Source organism: Pseudomonas sp. GW460-LB5 (assembly GCF_059423245.1).
Window position 1 is genome coordinate 1 of record NZ_JBWKXT010000015.1, and the last position, 18,342, is coordinate 18,342.

The 18,342-nt window shown below is 62.7% G+C and carries 15 protein-coding genes; 9 read left to right on the forward strand and 6 right to left on the reverse strand.

The genetic code is table 11. From position 1 onward, the window contains the following. Positions 1-453: 453 nt before the first annotated feature. Entirely contained in the window at positions 454-867 is a 414-nt protein-coding gene (gene arfB, locus AC07XM_RS11480) for an alternative ribosome rescue aminoacyl-tRNA hydrolase ArfB (RefSeq protein WP_102689118.1), read from the forward strand. Between the two features lie 188 nt (positions 868-1,055). On the opposite strand, the gene AC07XM_RS11485 is transcribed toward arfB, so the two are convergent. Both AC07XM_RS11485 and AC07XM_RS11490 read right to left on the reverse strand, forming a co-directional pair. Next, complete coding sequence (locus tag AC07XM_RS11485) at positions 1,056-1,697, reverse strand: 3-oxoacid CoA-transferase subunit B (RefSeq protein WP_102689102.1); 642 nt, start codon at positions 1,695-1,697, stop codon at positions 1,056-1,058. A gap of 8 nt (positions 1,698-1,705) precedes the next feature. After that, complete coding sequence (locus tag AC07XM_RS11490) at positions 1,706-2,401, reverse strand: 3-oxoacid CoA-transferase subunit A (protein ID WP_016488002.1); 696 nt, start codon at positions 2,399-2,401, stop codon at positions 1,706-1,708. Between the two features lie 1,903 nt (positions 2,402-4,304). Here AC07XM_RS11490 and AC07XM_RS11495 point away from each other — a divergent pair. Then, complete coding sequence (locus AC07XM_RS11495) at positions 4,305-4,955, forward strand: methyl-accepting chemotaxis protein (protein WP_371262284.1); 651 nt, start codon at positions 4,305-4,307, stop codon at positions 4,953-4,955. A 129-nt stretch (positions 4,956-5,084) separates the two neighbouring features. Next, on the forward strand, positions 5,085-5,963 hold the full coding sequence (locus AC07XM_RS11500) for a LysR substrate-binding domain-containing protein (RefSeq protein ID WP_016487999.1): 879 nt from the start codon (positions 5,085-5,087) through the stop codon (positions 5,961-5,963). Positions 5,964-6,185: 222 nt separating this feature from the next. Here the strand turns inward: AC07XM_RS11500 and AC07XM_RS11505 are convergent, their stop codons facing one another. Then, positions 6,186-7,403, reverse strand: a complete 1,218-nt coding sequence (locus AC07XM_RS11505) for an amidohydrolase family protein (RefSeq protein WP_016487998.1) — start codon at positions 7,401-7,403, stop codon at positions 6,186-6,188. 281 nt (positions 7,404-7,684) lie between these two features. Between AC07XM_RS11505 and AC07XM_RS11510 the strand changes: the two genes are divergently transcribed. Next, positions 7,685-8,839: an MFS transporter gene (locus tag AC07XM_RS11510; RefSeq protein ID WP_016487997.1), complete on the forward strand. Its 1,155-nt coding sequence runs from the start codon at positions 7,685-7,687 to the stop codon at positions 8,837-8,839. A 36-nt stretch (positions 8,840-8,875) separates the two neighbouring features. On the opposite strand, the gene AC07XM_RS11515 is transcribed toward AC07XM_RS11510, so the two are convergent. The 3 genes from AC07XM_RS11515 to AC07XM_RS11525 form a co-directional block, all read right to left on the reverse strand. Continuing rightward, positions 8,876-9,769, reverse strand: coding sequence for an SMP-30/gluconolactonase/LRE family protein (locus AC07XM_RS11515; RefSeq protein ID WP_016487996.1), 894 nt, complete (start codon positions 9,767-9,769; stop codon positions 8,876-8,878). A gap of 26 nt (positions 9,770-9,795) precedes the next feature. Beyond that, positions 9,796-10,614: an NAD-dependent epimerase/dehydratase family protein gene (locus tag AC07XM_RS11520; protein ID WP_016487995.1), complete on the reverse strand. Its 819-nt coding sequence runs from the start codon at positions 10,612-10,614 to the stop codon at positions 9,796-9,798. Positions 10,615-10,688: 74 nt separating this feature from the next. Then, positions 10,689-11,414 (reverse strand): oligogalacturonate-specific porin KdgM family protein, encoded by a 726-nt coding sequence (locus tag AC07XM_RS11525; protein ID WP_016487994.1) that lies wholly within the window; start codon positions 11,412-11,414, stop codon positions 10,689-10,691. Between the two features lie 340 nt (positions 11,415-11,754). On the opposite strand from AC07XM_RS11525, the gene AC07XM_RS11530 reads away from it, so the two are divergent. The 5 genes from AC07XM_RS11530 to AC07XM_RS11550 all read left to right on the forward strand — a co-directional run bounded on the left by AC07XM_RS11530 (position 11,755) and on the right by AC07XM_RS11550 (position 18,339). Continuing rightward, complete coding sequence (locus AC07XM_RS11530) at positions 11,755-12,909, forward strand: mandelate racemase family protein (RefSeq protein WP_016487993.1); 1,155 nt, start codon at positions 11,755-11,757, stop codon at positions 12,907-12,909. A 69-nt stretch (positions 12,910-12,978) separates the two neighbouring features. Next, positions 12,979-14,589 carry an ABC transporter substrate-binding protein gene (locus AC07XM_RS11535; protein ID WP_016487992.1) on the forward strand — a complete coding sequence of 537 codons (1,611 nt, stop codon included), beginning with the start codon at positions 12,979-12,981 and terminating at the stop codon, positions 14,587-14,589. A gap of 66 nt (positions 14,590-14,655) precedes the next feature. Beyond that, positions 14,656-15,693 carry an ABC transporter permease gene (locus AC07XM_RS11540; protein WP_016487991.1) on the forward strand — a complete coding sequence of 346 codons (1,038 nt, stop codon included), beginning with the start codon at positions 14,656-14,658 and terminating at the stop codon, positions 15,691-15,693. Between the two features lie 55 nt (positions 15,694-15,748). After that, positions 15,749-17,359, forward strand: a complete 1,611-nt coding sequence (locus AC07XM_RS11545; RefSeq protein ID WP_016487990.1) for an ABC transporter substrate-binding protein — start codon at positions 15,749-15,751, stop codon at positions 17,357-17,359. 62 nt (positions 17,360-17,421) lie between these two features. Further along, positions 17,422-18,339 carry an ABC transporter permease gene (locus tag AC07XM_RS11550; RefSeq protein ID WP_023047280.1) on the forward strand — a complete coding sequence of 306 codons (918 nt, stop codon included), beginning with the start codon at positions 17,422-17,424 and terminating at the stop codon, positions 18,337-18,339. Positions 18,340-18,342: the final 3 nt, after the last annotated feature.

Sequence of the window (18,342 nt, forward strand, 5' to 3'; positions counted from 1 at the left end):
TTCGAGGGAGGGGAGGGTGTGGGGTGGGTCGGGGACCATCTTTAACATTCCTATATCTCCAGATAGGCTGCGCCGATCCCGCTGTCAAACAGGTTAGGTGGCAGCTGTGCGTGGGTTGACAGACCGGCGGATATAGGAAGTTCCGGCGCACGCAAGCGTGCCCCACGCGCAGCCGCCATTGAGGGCGCCGCAGAACCTATATACCGTTACGGCCTGTCAAAGCCGTGTCGCTGATGAGCAACGACCGGCCCAGACTAGAGCGCCAATAGGGCACCCGCAACGGAAAATAGGCGGCATCAGTATCTTTGGGAAATGCCCTACAAGAAAGCGAAAAATTCTGATTTTTCGACACAGATAGACATCATCTTGGGTGGGGATAGCAAGGAATCGTGCATTGTCCTATGGGAGCGCGGCCAAGGCTGTGATAATGGCGGCAATGACAAGGGCCATACCATGCTGACCATCTCCAATAACGTGCATCTGCCGGATGCCGAAATCGAACTGACCTACATCCGCGCGCAAGGCGCGGGTGGGCAGAATGTCAACAAGGTGTCCAGCGCCGTGCATCTGCGCTTCGACATCCCGGCCTCATCGTTGCCTGAGTATTACAAGGAGCGGCTGCTGGCGCTGCGTGACAGTCGCATCACCGGCGACGGTGTATTGATCATCAAGGCCCAACAATACCGCACCCAGGAGCAGAACCGTGCTGACGCACTGGCGCGTCTTGCCGAGTTGATCATCGCTGCCGGCAAGACCGAAAAGAAACGCCGCCCCACCAAACCGACCCTCGGCTCGAAGACCCGCCGGCTTGAAGGGAAAGCCAGGCGGAGCACTGTCAAGGCGGGTCGGGGCAAGGTGGATTTCTAGGGCGGTGTCGGACCGTCGCTGGCAAGTCTGGGCTCTGGCGATGCCTGCGTGGCTAGTCCGGCTGCAAAGCGGCCCCCGGATTTTGGCGTTACATCAACTGGTGCTGGGGCTGCTTTGCAGCCCCTTCGCGGCACAAGGCCGCTCCTACAAAGGTCCGCGTAAGCCAACAGATCGTGTAAGCCGCAAGATCACTTGATCAGCGGCACACCGCTCAGCTTCTGCAACGCGTCAAAGTCGATATCTGCACAAATCTCGACCACTTTCAGCCCTTCAGGCGTTACTTCCAGTACGGCCAGGTCGGTGTAGATGCGGCTGACGCACGCAATGCCGGTCAGCGGGTAGGTGCACTCGGGCACCAGCTTGCTTTCGCCGGTCTTGGTCAGGTGGTCCATCATCACGAACACCTGGCGGGCGCCGGTGGCCAGGTCCATCGCGCCGCCTACAGCCGGGATCGAGCCTTCGGCGCCGGTGTGCCAGTTGGCCAGGTCGCCCTTGACCGACACCTGGAAGGCGCCCAGTACGGCGATGTCCAGGTGGCCGCCACGCATCATCGAGAACGAGTCGGCATGGTGGAAGAAGGCGCCACCGGTCAGCAGAGTCACGTGCTGCTTGCCGGCGTTGATCAGGTCATCGTCTTCCTCGCCCGGCGCAGGGCTTGGGCCCATGCCCAGCAGGCCGTTCTCGCTGTGCAGGAACACTTCCTTGTCGCCCAGGTAGTTGGCCACCAGGGTGGGGGCGCCGATACCCAGGTTTACGTACGCGCCTTCCTGGATGTCTGCGGCCACGCGCTGGGCCATCTCGGTGCGGGAGAGCTTTTTGGTGATGGTCATGGCAGGCCTCAGACAGCGTTGGCAATCGAAGAAGCGGCAGCACCGGAAACGGCAACCACGCGCTGGACGAAGATACCCGGGGTGATGATGTGTTCCGGGTCCAGTTCACCGAGTTCGACAACCTGGTCGACCTGGGCGATGGCGGTCTTGGCAGCCATGGCCATGATCGGGCCGAAGTTACGGGCGGCCTTGCGGTAGGTCAGGTTGCCCCAACGGTCACCCTTGTGCGCCTTGATCAGCGCAAAGTCGGCATGCAGCGGCATTTCCAGCACGTACATGCGGCCGTCGATTTCACGGGTTTCCTTGCCTTCGGCCAGCAGGGTGCCGTAGCCGGTCGGCGAGAAAAACGCACCAATGCCCGAACCTGCTGCGCGGATGCGCTCGGCCAGGTTACCTTGTGGTACGACTTCCAGTTCGATCTTGCCGGCCCGGTACAGTTCGTCGAACACGTAGGAGTCGGACTGGCGCGGGAACGAGCAGACCACCTTGCGCACGCTGCCCGCCATGAGCAGGGCGGCCAGGCCGATCTCGCCGTTACCGGCGTTGTTGCTGATAATGGTCAGGTCGCGGGCACCGGTTGCGATCAGGCCATCGATCAGCTCGGACGGCATGCCGGCTGTGCCGAAGCCACCGACCATGATGGTCGAACCGTCGGTGATCCCTTCCACCGCGCTGGCGATGGACTCGTACGTTTTGTTGATCAAGGCGAGCTCCTGGTTGTTCCTGGAGTAGGGTTGTCGGGCTGGCCGGCGCGTTGAAGCGATCAGGCCTGTCAGCGCTTGAAATGGGTTGCTGACTTTCGCTATAGCGTGCCGCAAGATAGGGCAACAGTAGAGGGGGTTTAGCGGAATTTGTGCGATTATCGAACTGTTGTGCGATGTGCGAGCAGTTCTGGTGGCTATTTGTCACATTTCGGACAAGGGCCTGATTTCATCTGGTTTGCGCCTCGTTGGTGCATGCAGGGCCTGGCATAACCTTTCTTGCACAAGTGCTGTGCATTCAATGACTTGAATTCCCCATTTATCACCGCTCCCGCCGTTGGCGTGCGAATTGCTATCAGATTGCCATCCGATGTCGCGTATGGTGAAGATAATGTCGCTTTCCAGTGGTTCGATGGCGTTGTCATCGAGTGAGAAGGGCTGGTTGCCCTGGTTCGGTAAAACCGGAAAGCTCAGCATGGGCTGGGCATGTCGCCTGAACCGGGCGAGCTATCCGCAGATCGAACAAACCTTCGAAGCCATTGCCCAGACCCGCATGCGTTTGTTGCATGACTGGGCGAACGAGCACTGGGAGCATTTGGCTGAACTTGCAGAACAACTCGCGCAAGGGTTCGCTCAACCCGATAGCACGCTGCTGCGGGACAAACTGGCGCAGGCCGAAGACTTTTCCGAGTTGTTTGTCGTCGATGCTGCGGGCAGCATCATCACCTCGACCTGGCCACAACGTGGTACGCCACGTATCGAGCAGACTGCAGCGCTGGCCCAAGGGCTGAAGGCGCCCTTTCTGCATGGCCCTTACAGCGACCCGCTGACCCTGCGCATCGGCCCGTCGTCGTCACGCTTCCACGACGAAGTGACGCTGATGTTCTACCAGCCGGTGAAGGCTGGCGGTAAAGTCCTTGGCTGCCTGTGCGGTCGGGTACCCAACGATGTTCTGGGTGACCTGATCCAGCGCGAGGCCGGGCATATTTTCGCCGAGTCGGGCGACAACTACCTGTTCATGGCGCAGTCGCGCTTCGACCCGGCGATCCAGCCCGGCACGGCCCTGTCGCGCTCGCGCTTCGAGGACGGCACCTTCACCCACGGCGAAAACCTCAAAAGTGGAGTGCACACGCCTTGGTCCACCGTACAGGTCCAGCGCCATACCGAACTGGAACTGCGCTTCACCGACCCCTCCACGCGCGAACTGCACCCTGGGGTGAGGGAAACCATCAGGCGTGGTGCCAACCTGTTCGTGACCTACCCGGGTTACTCGGATTACCGCCACGTACCAGTGGTCGGCAAGGGCGTAACGTTCCAGTTGCCGGGCTCGCCTGACCGCTGGGGCATGATGTGCGAAGCCGACCTGGAGGAGGTCTACCGCCGCCGCTCGCTGAGTCATGGGTTGATGAAACCCTATGTGGCGACCATGGCCGGGTTGTTCGGCTGCAACTACCTGGTGCAGCACTATGCCGGCCTGGCGCAAGGGCTGAACGATGTTGTTCTGGGCCTGAGCATGCTCGGCGCCACGCTGTTGTTCGGCGTATTTGGGCCCAAGCGCCTGGCTGCCAGGCTTAACGGCATGAGCGGCGTGCTGCGTACCATCGCCGAGGGTGAAGGCAACCTGCGTCAGCGCCTGGACACCAGCACCCTGGGCAATGACGAGAGCGGCGACATGGCGCGCTGGATCAACAGTTTCATCGACCGCCTGGACGCGGTGGTGGGCCAGGTGGTCAAGGCCAGCCGCACGGTCGGCAGTACCAACCAGATGATGCTCGGGCGCAGCCAGGCGGCCAGCGTGAGCTCCTCCGATGTGGCTGATGCGGTGCATCAGATGATGATCATCATGGAGGAGCAGCTTGGCGAACTGCAGCAGGCGTCGGTCAGCGCCGAACAGATGAAGCAGGCCATGGACGAGGTGGTCAGCCGTGCCCGCGAGCAGTTTCTGGCGGTGCAGGCAGGCACCCAGTCCATTCGCGATGTGGTGGCGCGCTCGTCATCCAGCGTGCAGCGGCTTGACAGCCGCATGGTCGAGATCGACAACATCACCGGGCTGATCAGCGACATCACCAACCAGACCAACCTGCTGGCGCTCAATGCCGCCATCGAGGCGGCGCGCGCCGGCGAGCATGGTCGTGGTTTTGCGGTGGTGGCCGACGAGGTGCGCAGCCTGGCCGCGCGAACCGCGCGCGCGGCCGAAGACATTCGCCACATGGTCGAGAGCCTACAGGGCGAAACCCGCCAGGCCGTCAGTTTCATGGAGCAGGGCGTACAGGACGTGGACAACAGCCTGCGCCTTGCCGAAGACGCCTCGTCCGAGAACGTCCAACTGCACCAGGCCGTGGAAAGCATGTTCGCCATCATCCAGCAGCTCAACCGGCGAAGCGTGGAATATGGCAAGACCATCGAGCAGGTCAACCAGTCCTCCAGCGAGATGCAGCAGACCGCGGTGGTGCTGCAGAGCAGCGCGCAGAAGGTGCGGGTGGATGCTGGCAAGCTGCAGAAGCTGGTAGGGCAGTTCGAGGTCAGCGGTGAGGGTAAGGGGGCCGCTGCAGCTTGAGCACAAGATCGGGTGCGCGAAACGGTTCGTGCATGCGTACAAGGCATGCCGTGCCCTCGGGCAATGCATCATGCACTCCAGCTTCAGGCATCATGTACCCAGCCCCATCCAGAAAGCTGAACCCGTCAAATGCCAGACTCCATCAAACCCAACCGCGCCATCTATGACCTGGACATGCTCCGCACCGTGGTCATGGTGGCCGACTGCGGCAGTTTCACCACCGCTGCCGCGCGCCTGCACTCCACCCAGTCCACGGTCAGCCAGAAGGTGCGCCGGCTGGAGGAAATGGTCGGCCAGCAGCTGCTCGACCGCAGCAACCGCGAGGTGCACCCGACCGATGCGGGGGAAACCCTGCTGGGGTATGCGCGGCACTTGCTGGCGGTGAGCAGCCAGTTGACCGAAGCCATGTCGGGCGGGGTGACGGTGACCGTGCGCATCGGCCTGCCGGACGATTTTGTCGCGGGCAAGACGATGCAGGCGCTGGCGGCGTTCAACCGCCGCAACCCGACGGTAAAACTGGAAATTACCGGAGGGCTTAGCCGGGACTTGATGAGCACCTATGACCGTGGCGAGCTGGACCTGGTGCTGATCAAGCAGCGGCGCCACAGCCGTGAGGCCAATGCGTGCCAGCCGGAGCGCATCGAATGGATCGACAGTGCGCAGTACCCGTGTTTTGCCCAGGACCCGATTCCGCTGGTGACCTTTCCGCCACGCGGGTTGTACCGGGATGACATGATCGGTGCCGTCGAGGCAATGGGGCGCAGTTGGCGGATCGCTTTTACCAGTTCGAGCCTGGCGGGGATTCAGGAGGCGGTGGCTAACGGGTTAGGGGTTAGCCTGTTGCCGTCGCGGGTAGTGACGGGTGGGCATCGAGTGCTCGGGGCGGAGCAGGGGTTCAAGCCTATCAAGGTGTTCGAGGCGGCGATTTTTCATCGGCCTACGGCGGACCCTATGGTCATGGCGCTGGCTGAAATTCTGATCGGGATCTTGCGGGCTGAGGCGGAGTAAGCATGCGCCTTCGCTCAGAGTGCAAAGTCTGAAACCGAGTCGCGTACTTTGTGGGAGCAACTGTCTTGCTCACATCTGAAAGCTTTCGCGATCACTGTGGGAGCGGGCATGCCCGCGAACACGGGCGAAGCCCGTGCCATCCACCGCGCCGCCTGCTTCGCGGGCTTGCCCGCTCCCACAAGGGGGCGCGCAGGGCTTAAAATCTGTGCTCTGCCAGGGGTTTTAACGGTGGATTTCCGTGGCGAACTGCGCAGCCTTCAACTGCAACTGTGCAGGCCTGCCCCAGAACGCGCCGTGGCGCACGATCACCCGTTCATGAATGGCCGCTGCCACCGCCGCAGCAGCATTCGGTGCCCTGAACAGAACGAAGCTGGCCTCGTTACCAACCTTCAACCCATAGTCCTGCTTGCCCATCACCCCGGCACTGGCTTCGGTCGCCATTTCCAGCGCAACCCGCAGCTCCTCATCGGTATTGAAGCCCGAGCGGTAGCTGACCAGCATGGCCCTTTGCAGCATGTCGCCATTGCCGTAGGGCCACCAGGCGTCCTGGATGTTGTCGTTGCCGGTAAATACCCGCACGCCGCCGTCACGCAGGCGCAGTACGGGTGGAAACGCATGTTCGCCGGGGGCGTTGGTCATGATGGAGATGCCTGCGCCGGCCAGCACTTCGGCCGTGCGGTCGACAACAGCATCGGATACGTCGCCCAGGCCATAGGCGTGGCTGACCGCCACCAGGCCTTGCATGCCCAGTGCCTGGGTGCGCGCAGCGATGCGTTGGAGCTGAGCGATGCAGATGTCGCCGGGTTCGTGCAGGTGGATATCAACCTTCACGCCATGGCGCTCGGCGATACCGAACACGATGTCCAGTTGGGCGTCGGCGTCGCCATCCAGTGTGGTGGGGTCGATGCCGCCGACCACCTGCACGCCTTCGCGGATGGCCGCTTCCATCACTTCAGCCGTACCGGGGCAGGTCACCACACCGGCCTGAGGGAAGGCCACCAGCTCGATGTCGAGCAGGTCTTTCCACTTGTCCCGGGCTTGGAGCATGGCGTGCAGGTTGCTCAGGCCGGTGGTGGCGTCTACGTCCACGTGGCAGCGCATCGCCAGGGTGCCGAACGAGGCAGCTTGGCACATCAGCGCATCGGCGCGCTCGACGATGGGTGGGGCACTGGCCAGTTCGCGTTTTTCCACGGCCAGGCGCTCGCGCAGGCTGGCCACGGGTTGGTGCGGTCGCCAGCGGTCGCCGACAAAGCTCTTGTCCAGGTGAATGTGGCCATCGACAAAGCCTGGCAGCACCAGCAGGCCTTCGAGGTCGATGGTTTCACGGGCTGGGGTGCTGGCGCGTTGCGGGCCGATGTGGGTGATGCGGCCGTTGGTTACGGCAATGTGCAGGGGCTTGCCATCGGCATCGATAGCGTTGATGAACTCACGGTCGTTCATGATCGGGCCTTTTTTACGGAGGCTTGGGTGACGGACCACGGTAGGGGGGATGCGGGCCTGTCTCCAATTAATTATCAGGATCGGGTGCAGTGCATTTCTGGATGCAGGCAGGGGATGCTGACCTGTATTAAAAAGCCCACTGACGTGGATGCCGATAATTAACTTTCAAAGCCCGCAATGTCGGCCCACGATTGCCACCGAGACCCGCCTCGCCGCCAGCTACGGCGCCTTTCGGGCAGGTCGCCACACACAATAAAAACAAATGCCGTGTCGGGGTCCCCATGACGCAAGATTCCAAGCTGCTGCGTGCCGCGCTGATTTTCATCGCCTGTACTTCCTTCATCGTCTGTGGCGTACAACCCATCTTCATGGGTTTGGTCACAGAGCAGCTGAGCCTGTCACTCGATCAGCAGGGCTGGGTGGTGTCGGTCGAGATGATCGGCATGACCCTGGGCACCTTGCTTTGCCCGGTGCTGATGAAGCGCCATGGCGGGCGCAGCCTGTGCCTGTTCGTTGGCGCGCTGTGCGTGGCATTGAGCATCGCGACCGCCTTTGCCACCACCAACACCGTGCTGCTGATCGTGCGCCTGGCGGCCGGCACCTGTGCGGGGCTGGTGTATGCCTATGCGGTGTCCACGCTGGGCCGCTTGCCCAACCAGGACCGTTCGTTCGGGTTGATGCTGTTGCTGCAAACGCCCGAGTACTCGTTGTTTTCCGCAGGGTTGCCGCTGCTGGCCGCGCAGAGTGGCACGGTGACCGCCTTGTGCGCGTTCGGCCTGTGGTACTTGCTCATCTGCGGCGCCAGCCTGGTGCTACCGCGTCGCCCGGCGGCGTTGCTGGCCAGTGGCGAAGCCTCACCTGCCCAGGGTGGTTCGGCGCGCACGGGGCGCACTGCGCTGGTGGGCATGCTGTTCATGCAGATCGCCATCTACTGCGTATGGGGCTTCATCGACCAGTTGGCGCGAGACCAGGGCATCAGCGGCGTCGATATCGGCTGGGCATTCGGCCTGTCGGCCCTGGGTGGTTTGCCCGGGGCGGGGCTGCCTAGCCTGCTGGGGGCGCGGGTCAATCGCCAGTTGATGATCGCCGTAGGGCTGGTGGCGGTGTTCATTTCCATCGCCATGCTTACGGGGCATACCCGCACGCCAATGCAGCTGTTCGTTGCGTTGTTGCTGATCAACTTTGGTTGGGTGCTGTCGTTGTCGTACTACATGGCGCTGATTACCACCAACGACCCGACTGGCAAGCTCACACCGCTGGTCAGCATCACGTTGATGGGGGCGGCAGCGGTGACGCCGGCGCTGATCGCCATGCTGGTGGAGGGCTCCAACCAGCAGCTGATTTTCCTGTTGGGTACCGGGGCGTTGGTGATTGCCTTTGCAGTCACTTGCCTTGGGGCAGGTCGCAGGGGGATGCCCAGCAAGGCTGCTTATTGAGCATACCCCTGGTGGCAGCCAATACCGGCCCAGGCTTCAGCCCCCGGCAATCGGCTCCGGCAAGCCCTTTACGCCGGGGTTGAGCGCGAACACGCCGCCGGCCAGGGGCTGGTCGCTCAGGTCGATGCCTTGTGGGCGAATCGACGTCACGAACAGCGTATCCAGCTGCGGGCCGCCGAATGCGCACATGGTCGGTTTCTTTACCGGTAGCGGCAGGGCGCGATCCAGCTTCCCTTCGGGGGTAAAGCGCAGTACCTGACCGGCATCGATCGCGCAAATCCAGTAGCAACCCTCGGCATCTACCGCAGCCCCGTCCGGTCGGCCGGGGTGCTGGTTCATGTCGACGAATATTCGGCGGTTGTGCGGTGTGCCGCTGTCGATGTCGTAGTCGAAGGCCCAGATCAGCTGAACGCTGGGGTGCGAGTCGGAGACATACAGTGTTTTGCCGTCCGGGCTGAACGCCATGCCGTTGGGCACGATCAGCTCGTCCAGTCGTGCTTGCATTGGCTTTACCGTTGCGTCCGCCGTTGCGTCATATCGGTAAAGCGCACCCACCGGCTCGGCGCCCATGTTTGTTTGCATCGTACCGGCCCAAAAGCGCCCCTGGCGGTCACAACGTCCGTCATTGAAACGCATGCCGGGCCTCGCGTGTTCGACGCTGGTGCGCTTGTCGACAACCAGGCGACCGTCAGCCTGGGGGGTGAGGTGAAAGATCCCGCTCTCCATGGCCCCAAGCCAGTGGCCTTGGTGGCTACGGACGATGCAGCCGAGCATTTCGTCTGCGGCCCAGTGATGTGTCTGGCCGTCTGGTTGCCAGCGGTGCAGGCGGCCTGCCGATATATCTACCCAGTACAAGGCATTTTCCTGCGGGTGCCAGACCGGGCTTTCGCCTGTGGCATTGCGTGCATCGGTAATCAGTTCGGCTGTCATGGAAGAAATACGCGCTCCATCAGGGTTTAGTCGTCAAAAGGGCCGGCAGCGGTGAAGGCGCCACCTTGCAGGTGGGCCGTCGGGTCATCTGTAGCGGGCTTTGGCTGCTGCTCCAGGGCCGGGCGGAAGCGCTCGGCACTGTCCTTCGGATTGAAGTCCAGGTGTGCGGCGTGGCGGTTGCTCCACCAGAGGTCGCGGTTGGCTGAGACACCGTACACCACGGTATGGCCGACGTTTTCGGCGAGCAATGCGCGATCTACCAGATGCGCCAGGTCGCCGTAGCTCAGCCAGGTGGACAGCATGCGCACATTGCGTGGTTCGGGGAATGAAGAGCCGATGCGCAGGCTGACGGTTTCGATGCCGTAGCGGTGGAAGTAGAACGTGGCCAGGTCTTCGCCGTAGGCCTTCGACAACCCGTAGTAGCAGTCTGGTCGGCGCGGCGAATGCGCATCTACCTGTTCGCCTTGAGGGTAAAAGCCGGTGACATGGTTCGAGCTGGCGAACACCACGCGCTTGATGCCGTGCTTTCGGGCGGCCTCATAGATGTGGAAGGTGCCGACGATGTTGGCTTGCAGAATCTCTTCGAAGGCACGCTCGGTGGAGATGCCGCCCAGGTGCACGATGGCGTCCACATCCTCGGCCAGGGCCAATACGCCGGCCTTGTCGGCCAGGTCGCAGTTGATGACTTGCTCATGCTCGCCCGCAGCCGCTGCCATGGGGCTGATGTCTGATACGCGCACGATGTTGGCGTGTGCTTGCAGTGCTTGGCGAAGCACTTGCCCGAGCCCGCCGGCGGCGCCGGTGAGCAGCAGGCGGTTGAAGGGTTTGCGGTTGGTCGTGGTCATTGTCGGATGCCTTTTGCTGAAACTGCATGAGGGTGCCGTGGTGCAACGACACCGGCATGGTCGGGCGGTTGCCCTTACAGGAAGTTGTACTGGATACCCAGGCGCCAACGGGCCTGGCGATCGTCCGTGTAGCTGTTGACCTTGATGTCACCCACTTCCATGAATGGCGCCCACTGTTTGTTGAGCTTGTACTTGATGATCAGGTTCTGCTCGTAGTCGCGCTTCTTGTTGTCGTAACGGATGTAGTCGGTGGTGAAGTGGATGTACTGGTATTCGAATGCCCACGGGCCGCTGGGGGTGTAGCCGAGCCAGCCTTCAAGGCGGGTGGTGTTCTGGTTGTCCTTGGCGCGGTCCGCTTTGCTGTGGTCGACCTGATCCCGGTCGAGGCTGCGTGCGTCGTGGCGTACGCGGGTGGCGACGTACCAGGTGTCGCTGAGCTTGTAGTTGTACTTCAAGCCGAACTTGTAGGTGGTTGCGTCCTTGGAACTGTCCATCTGGAAGGCGGGGGTCCAGGTCGACCGGGGGCTCATCTTGTAGTTGTAGTCCACGGTGAACTCATGGCCGTTGTTGACCATGTTGTCGTAGGCGACGTCTTCGCGGTCGCCGGCAGTTTTGTATTTGATTTCTGCGGCAAACCCCAGGCCGCTGTCCTTGCGGTAGCTCAGCTTTATCCGGTCGGAGTGAATGCTGTCGTCTTCGGTGTACCCATGCCGGTAGTTGATGCTGGCGGAGTCCGCGCAGGCGTAGAACGACAAGCCGAGGGTACTGGCGGCGATAAGGCGGCGAAGTGTGTTGTTCATGCGATCTCTTTTTTTGTTTTTGTTGAGGACGTGATGAGGCGTGTGATCGGGATGAGGTGGGTGGGGCGCTCCGTGATTTTTCAAATAAGTTATCGTACGACCAGGGGGCTGTCTACGAAATATTGAAATGTTGTCTGATCACCTTAATCGAAGGCTCTAAATCAGTAGTTATGGCTTTTGTTGTGCTTTGTGATGGGGATCACATGGTGGGGTTTAGCAGGCTATTCACGACTATTTCGTCGGTTTGAAGTGATGCTTTTCAAATGTTGTATGATGACGTAGGATTGCCCCCAGAGCGTGACTCACCCGCCACAAATCCAATAAGAAGGCTCAGACGTCCATGATCATTACTGCTGTAAACGTCCAGGTGTTTTCCTACCCCACGCGCCGCGCTGTAGACAGCGCCGGCCATGCCCATCCGGGCGACGTGACCCAGGCCAAGATGGCCTTGCTGCGAATCAAGACTGAGTGCGGCAACGAAGGCTTCGCCTTCGGCGCTCCCGAGCTGATCCGCCCGTACGTGCTGGATGGCTTCGTGCGCAAGGTGCTGGTCGGCGCCAATGCCTTCGACCGCGAAAAAATCTGGCACGACCTGGCGCACTGGCAACGCGGCAGCGCAAGCCAGCTCACCGACCGCGCCCTGGCACTGGTCGAACAGGCCCTGTGGGACTGGGCCGGGCGCAAGCTCAAGGTGCCGGTGCACAAGCTCATCGGTGGCTACCGCGACAAGGTCCCGGCTTACGGTTCGACCATGTGCGGTGACGAGCTGCCGGGCGGCCTGTCGACCCCTGAAGAATACGGCCGCTTCGCCGAGACCCTGGTCAAGCGCGGCTACAAGGCGATCAAGCTGCACACCTGGATGCCGCCGGTGTCGTTCGCCCCGAGCGTGAGCATGGACATCAAGGCCTGCGCCGCCGTACGTGAAGCGGTCGGCCCCGACATCGCGCTGATGATCGACGGCTATCACTGGTACAGCCGCACCGAAGCGCTGACCGTCGGCCGTGCGCTGGAGAAGCTGAATTTCGCCTGGTTCGAAGAGCCGATGATGGAAGACTCGGCCGAGTCCTACGCGTGGCTGGCCGCCCAGTTGGACATCCCCGTGCTGGGCCCGGAAAGCCTCGGTGGCAAACACCTGAGCCGCGCCAGTTGGGTCAAGAACGATGTCTGTGACATCCTGCGCGCCGGCGTTGCCGGGGTCGGCGGTATCGCCCCGTGCCTGAAGGTCGCGCACATGGCCGAAGCGTTTGGCATGGATTGCGAGATCCACGGCAACGGCGCGGCCAACCTGGCGGTGGTCGGCGCGATCAAGAACTGCACCTGGTACGAGCGCGGCCTGCTGCACCCGTTCCTCAACTATGACGAAGTACCGGCCTACCTCAAGCGCCTGGTCGACCCGATGGATGAAGACGGCTTCGTGCACCTCTCCGACCTGCCAGGCCTGGGGGAGGAGATCGACTTCGACTACGTCGAGACCAACACGCTGCAGAGCTTCTGATTCGTGCATGGCGGCACGCCTTGGTGCGTGCCGCCCGAGAGTCCAATAACTATAAAAAGGCTATCTCACATGAGCGTTCTCCCCAAATTCTGGGCGGGGGTCCTGGCCGCATCGCTGGCGATGACGTCGGTACCTGCCGCTTTCGCCAAGACCCCCGCCGACCAGTTGATCGTCGGCATGAGCATGATCAACCTGCTGTCGCTCGACCCGGCCGCCGCCACCGGCCTGGATGTCTCAGAGGTCAATGCCAACCTCTACGACATGCTGCTGGTGCAGGACGTCAAGCAGCCGGACCAGCTGGTACCGGCTCTGGCGCAAAGCTGGCAGGTCAGCGACGACCGCAAGACCCTGACCTTCACGCTGCGCCCCGGCGTGACCTTCCAGTCGGGCAACCCGCTGACTGCCGAAGACGTCGCCTGGTCGTTGCAGCGCGTGCTCAAGCTCAATCTGGCCCTGGCCTCGACATGGAAGGCTTACGGCTTCACCGCCGGCAACGCCGCCCAGTACCTGCGCGCCGCCGACGAGCACACCTTTGTCCTCGAGCTGCCGCGGCCAACCGACCCGATGTTGGTGCTCAACACCCTGGCGACCTCGCCCAGTGCCTTCATCCTCGACCGCAAAGTGGTTCAGCAACACCAGAAGGGCGACGACATGGGCGGCGCCTGGCTGACTACACACGCCGCCGGAAGCGGCCCGTTCATCCTCAATGACTGGCGCGCCAACGATGTGATCCTGATGAGCCGCTACGACGGTTACTGGGGTGGCCCGGCCAAGCTCAAGCGCATCGTCATGCGCAACATGACTGAGTCGCAGTCGCTGCGCCTGATGGTCGAGCGCGGTGACCTGGACCTGGCCAAGGGCATGTCCGCACCCGACATCGAAGCCCTGGAGAAGTCCGACAAGGTGCGCACCCAGACCGTGCAGCGCGGGACCCTCTACTACGTTGCCCTGAGCGTCAAGAACAAGCCCTACGATGACGCCCGTGTGCGCCGCGCGATGCGTTCGCTGATCGACTACCAAGGCATCAACCAGACCGTCATGCCGCACTACGGCCAGCTCAACCAGCGCCCATTGCCGCTCGGCCTGCCGGCACGGCTGGACGATCCGGGCTACACCCTGAACGTCGCCGAGGCGAAAAAACTGCTGACTGAAGCCGGTTACCCGAATGGATTCAAAACCACCATCCGCGTGCTCACTGAGCCGCCATTCATCAACATCGCCTCCAGCCTGCAGGCGACCCTGGCCCAGGCCGGCATCCAGGCGACCATCGTCACCGGCACCGGCAACCAGATCTACGGCGCCATGCGCGAACGCAGCTTCGACATCCTGGTCGGCCGCGGCGGTGGCGGGGCCGAGCGTCATCCGCATTCGAGCCTGCGGACCCTGGTGTACAACCCGGACAACCGCGACGAAGCCAAGCTGAGCAACTTCCAGGGCTGGCGCACGTCGTTCTACAGCCCCGAGTTGAACGCGCTGATCGAGCAGGCCGAAGTCGAGCCTGACAAGACCAGGCAACTGGCCCAGTACCAGCAGATCCAGAAGACCCTGGACGCGCAGGTCGGCGCGATCCTGCCGGTGTCGCAGATGACCGACACCGTGGTGGTCTACCACGATGTTCAGGATTACCAGACCCACAGTGCGGCCACCACCCGCTACAAAGACGTCTACAAGTCGCGATGAGCGGGAGCGGGGCGTGCGCGCCCCGAACGCCTCGGTGTTGGCTGAACGCATTTTCAGGAGCCTGTTATGTTAGTTTCGACTGCCTCTGTGCTGGGCACGCGCGTGTCTGGCACTGCCCGCCGGGCCAGCACGGTCCTGGTGACCCTGCTCGGTCTGTTGGCGCTGACCTTCTTCATTGGCCGGGTGATGCCGCTGGACCCGGTGCTGGCCGTGGTCGGTCCGGACGCCGACAGCTCTACCTACGACCAGGTGTACCGGGCGATGGGCCTGGACCAGCCGATCTGGGTGCAGTTCGGGCTGTACCTCAACGACCTGCTCCACGGTGATTTCGGCAACGCCCTGCTGACCGGCCACCCGGTGCTGGACGACATCAAGCGGGTGTTCCCGGCGACCATCGAGTTGGCCACCCTGGCGATCCTCTTCGGCATCGTCATCGGCTTGCCACTGGGCGTGGTCGCGGCCAGTAACCAGGGCCGCCTTGGCGACCATGTGGCACGGGTGATCACCCTGTTTGGTTACTCCACGCCGATCTTCTGGGTCGGCATGATGGGGCTGCTGGTGTTCTACGCCTGGCTCGGCTGGGCCGGCGGGGCAGGGCGCATCGACCTCGCCTACGACGGCATGGTGCCGGACATCACTGGCCTGTTGCTGATCGACACAGCCTTGGCCGGCGATTGGGAAGCCTTCACCAGCGCGCTGCGGCACATCGTCCTGCCGGGGCTGATCCTGGGCCTCAACTCGGTCGCCTACATCAGCCGCATGACCCGCAGCTTCATGCTCGAACAGCTGTCCCAGGAATACATCATCACCGCCCGGGTCAAGGGCCTGTCGCGCCGCCAGGTGGTCTGGGGCCATGCGTTTCGCAACATCCTCGTGCAGCTGCTGACGGTGGTCGCTTTGACCTACGGCTCGCTGCTCGAAGGCGCGGTACTGATCGAAACGGTGTTTGCCTGGCCCGGTTTTGGTCAGTACCTGACCAGCAGCCTGATGCTCGGTGACATGAACGCGGTGATGGGCTGTGTGCTGGTGATCGGGCTGATCTTCGTCGCCCTGAACCTGATCAGCGACGCCCTGTACAAGGTGTTCGACCCAAGGACCCGTTAAGCCCCGCGCGGCCAGCGCGAACACAGTGCATGACTATAAAAACAAGGACAGCCACATGAAAACTGTACTTCCGATCCTGCGCCTGAGCCTGCTGGGTGCGATGCTGGCACTGGGGCCGATGGCCGCCGTGCAGGCCAAGACCCCCGCCGACCAGTTGATCGTCGGCATGAGCATGGTCAACCTGTTTTCCATCGACCCGGCCAACGCCCCGGGCCTGGATGCCTCCGGGGTCAACGCCAACCTGTATGACACGCTGGTCAAGCGCGACCAGGGCAACCCGGAAAAACACCTGCCACAGTTGGCCGAACGCTGGGAGATCAGCGAAGACGGCAAGCAGGTCACCTTCCACCTGCGCAGCGACGTCAAGTTCCATTCCGGCAACCCGCTCACCGCCGAAGACGTGGCCTGGTCGCTGTACCGCGTGATGAAACTCAACTTCGGCCTGGCCACCACCTGGAAGGCCTACGGCTACAGCGTCGACAACATTCAGGGGCTGATCCGCGCCACTGACCCGCACACCCTGGTGGTCGAGCTGCCACAGCCCGCCGACCCGCTGCTGCTGATCGACTCGCTGGCAATCTCGCCCAGCGCGGTCATCGTCGACCGCCAGGAAGCCTTGAAGCACGAGAAGGACGGCGACCTGGGCGCCGCCTGGCTAGTCACCAACGAGGCCGGCAGCGGCCCGTTCACCCTGACCAAGTGGAGCGCCAACGACGCCTTGGTGATGACCCGCTTCGACGGCTACTGGGCGGGCCCTGCAAAAATGAAGCGGGTGCTGGTGCGGCACATGACCGAGTCGCAATCACTCAGGCTGATGCTCGAGCGCGGTGACCTCGACCTGGTCTACGGCATGGCCGCGCCAGACATCAAGGCCATCGAGCGCTCGCCCAAGCTGCAGGTGCAACCGCTGCAGCGCGGCACCATGTACTACGTGGCGATGAGCATGAAGCAGCCCGAATTCGCCAACCAGAAAGTCCGCGAAGCAGTGCGCAACCTGATCGACTACAAAGGCATCGACGAGCAAGTCATGCCGCACTACGGCATGCTCAACCAGCAGCCGATGCAGCTTGGCCTCGACGCCCGCCTGCCGGACCCAGGCTACAAGATGGATGTCGCCAAGGCCAAGGCGTTGCTGGCCGAAGCCGGCTACCCGCAAGGCTTCACCACCACCATCCGGACCTTGTCCGAGCCGCCGTTCATCGACATCGCCGCGCGCATGCAGTCGACGCTCGCCGAAGGCGGGATCAAGGCCAGCATCGTCACCGGCACCGGCAACCAGGTGTATGGCGCGATGCGCGCGCGCAACTTCGAGATGATCGTCGCGCGCGGTGCCGAGCGCTACCCGCACCCGTACTTCAGCCTGCGCACCTTTGTCTACAACCCGGACAACAGCGACAGTGCGGGCCTGCCCAACTTCCAGGGCTGGCGCGCGTCGTTCTTCGATCAACAGCTCAATGCGCTGATCGACCAGGCGGGCGTCGAGCGTGACGCCGCCAAGCGCGTGAGCCTGTACCACCAGGCCCAGCAGCGCTACGACCAGCAGGTCGGGCCGATCATGATGCTCTCGCAGATGACCGACACCGCGGTGAGCGCGGTGGACGTCAAGGGCTTTACCGGCGATGACGCCGAGGCGACCCGTTACCTGGGCGTCTACAAGCAACGCTGAACCTGTCCGGGGGCGCCAGCGGGCGCTCCGGGCGGCCATGATTTCACACCGAGAACATGCCGATGATTGCCAACATGTCTTCTACCCAAGCAAGCGCCAAGCCGCAGGCCGACACCACGCCGGCTTCCAGCCTCGACGCCTTTTACAAAAGCAGCCTGCGGGTGCTGCGCCACCTGTTGCGCAACCCCATGACCCTGGCCGGGCTGCTGGTGGCCGTGCTGCTGATCGTGGTCGCCACCTTTGCCCCGTGGATCGCCACCCATGACCCGGTGGTGCAGAACCTCGCCAATGCCCTGCAGGCCCCCGGTGCCGCGCACTGGTTCGGCACCGACGAATACGGCCGCGACATCTTCAGCCGGTTGGTCTACGGCTCACGCATCACCCTCTACATCATTACCCTGGTGACCGTTATCGTCGGACCGATCGGGCTGTTCATCGGCACTGTGTCGGGCTACTACGGCGGCATCGTCGACACGGTGTTCATGCGCATCACCGACATCTTCATCTCGTTCCCCAGCCTGGTCCTGGCACTGGCGTTCATCGCTGCCCTTGGCCCTGGCCTAGAGCATGCCGTGGTCGCTATCGCGCTGACCTCGTGGCCACCGATCGCACGGCTGGCAAGGGCTGAAACCCTGTCGCTGCGCAAGGCCGACTTCGTTGTCGCGGTCGAGCTGCAGGGCGCCTCGTCGACGCGCATCATCCTGCGTCACATTGTGCCGATGTGCCTGTCGTCGGTGATCATCCGCCTGACCATGAACATGGCCGGGATCATCCTCACCGCCGCGGCGCTGGGCTTCCTCGGCCTTGGCGCACAGGCGCCGCTGCCGGAGTGGGGCGCGATGATCTCCACCGGTCGACGCTACATGCTCGAATGTTGGTGGCTGGTGGCGGTACCGGGTGCGGCGATCATGCTGGTGAGCCTGGCGTTCAACCTGCTGGGCGATGGCCTGCGGGACATTCTCGACCCGCGTAGCGAGTAACTG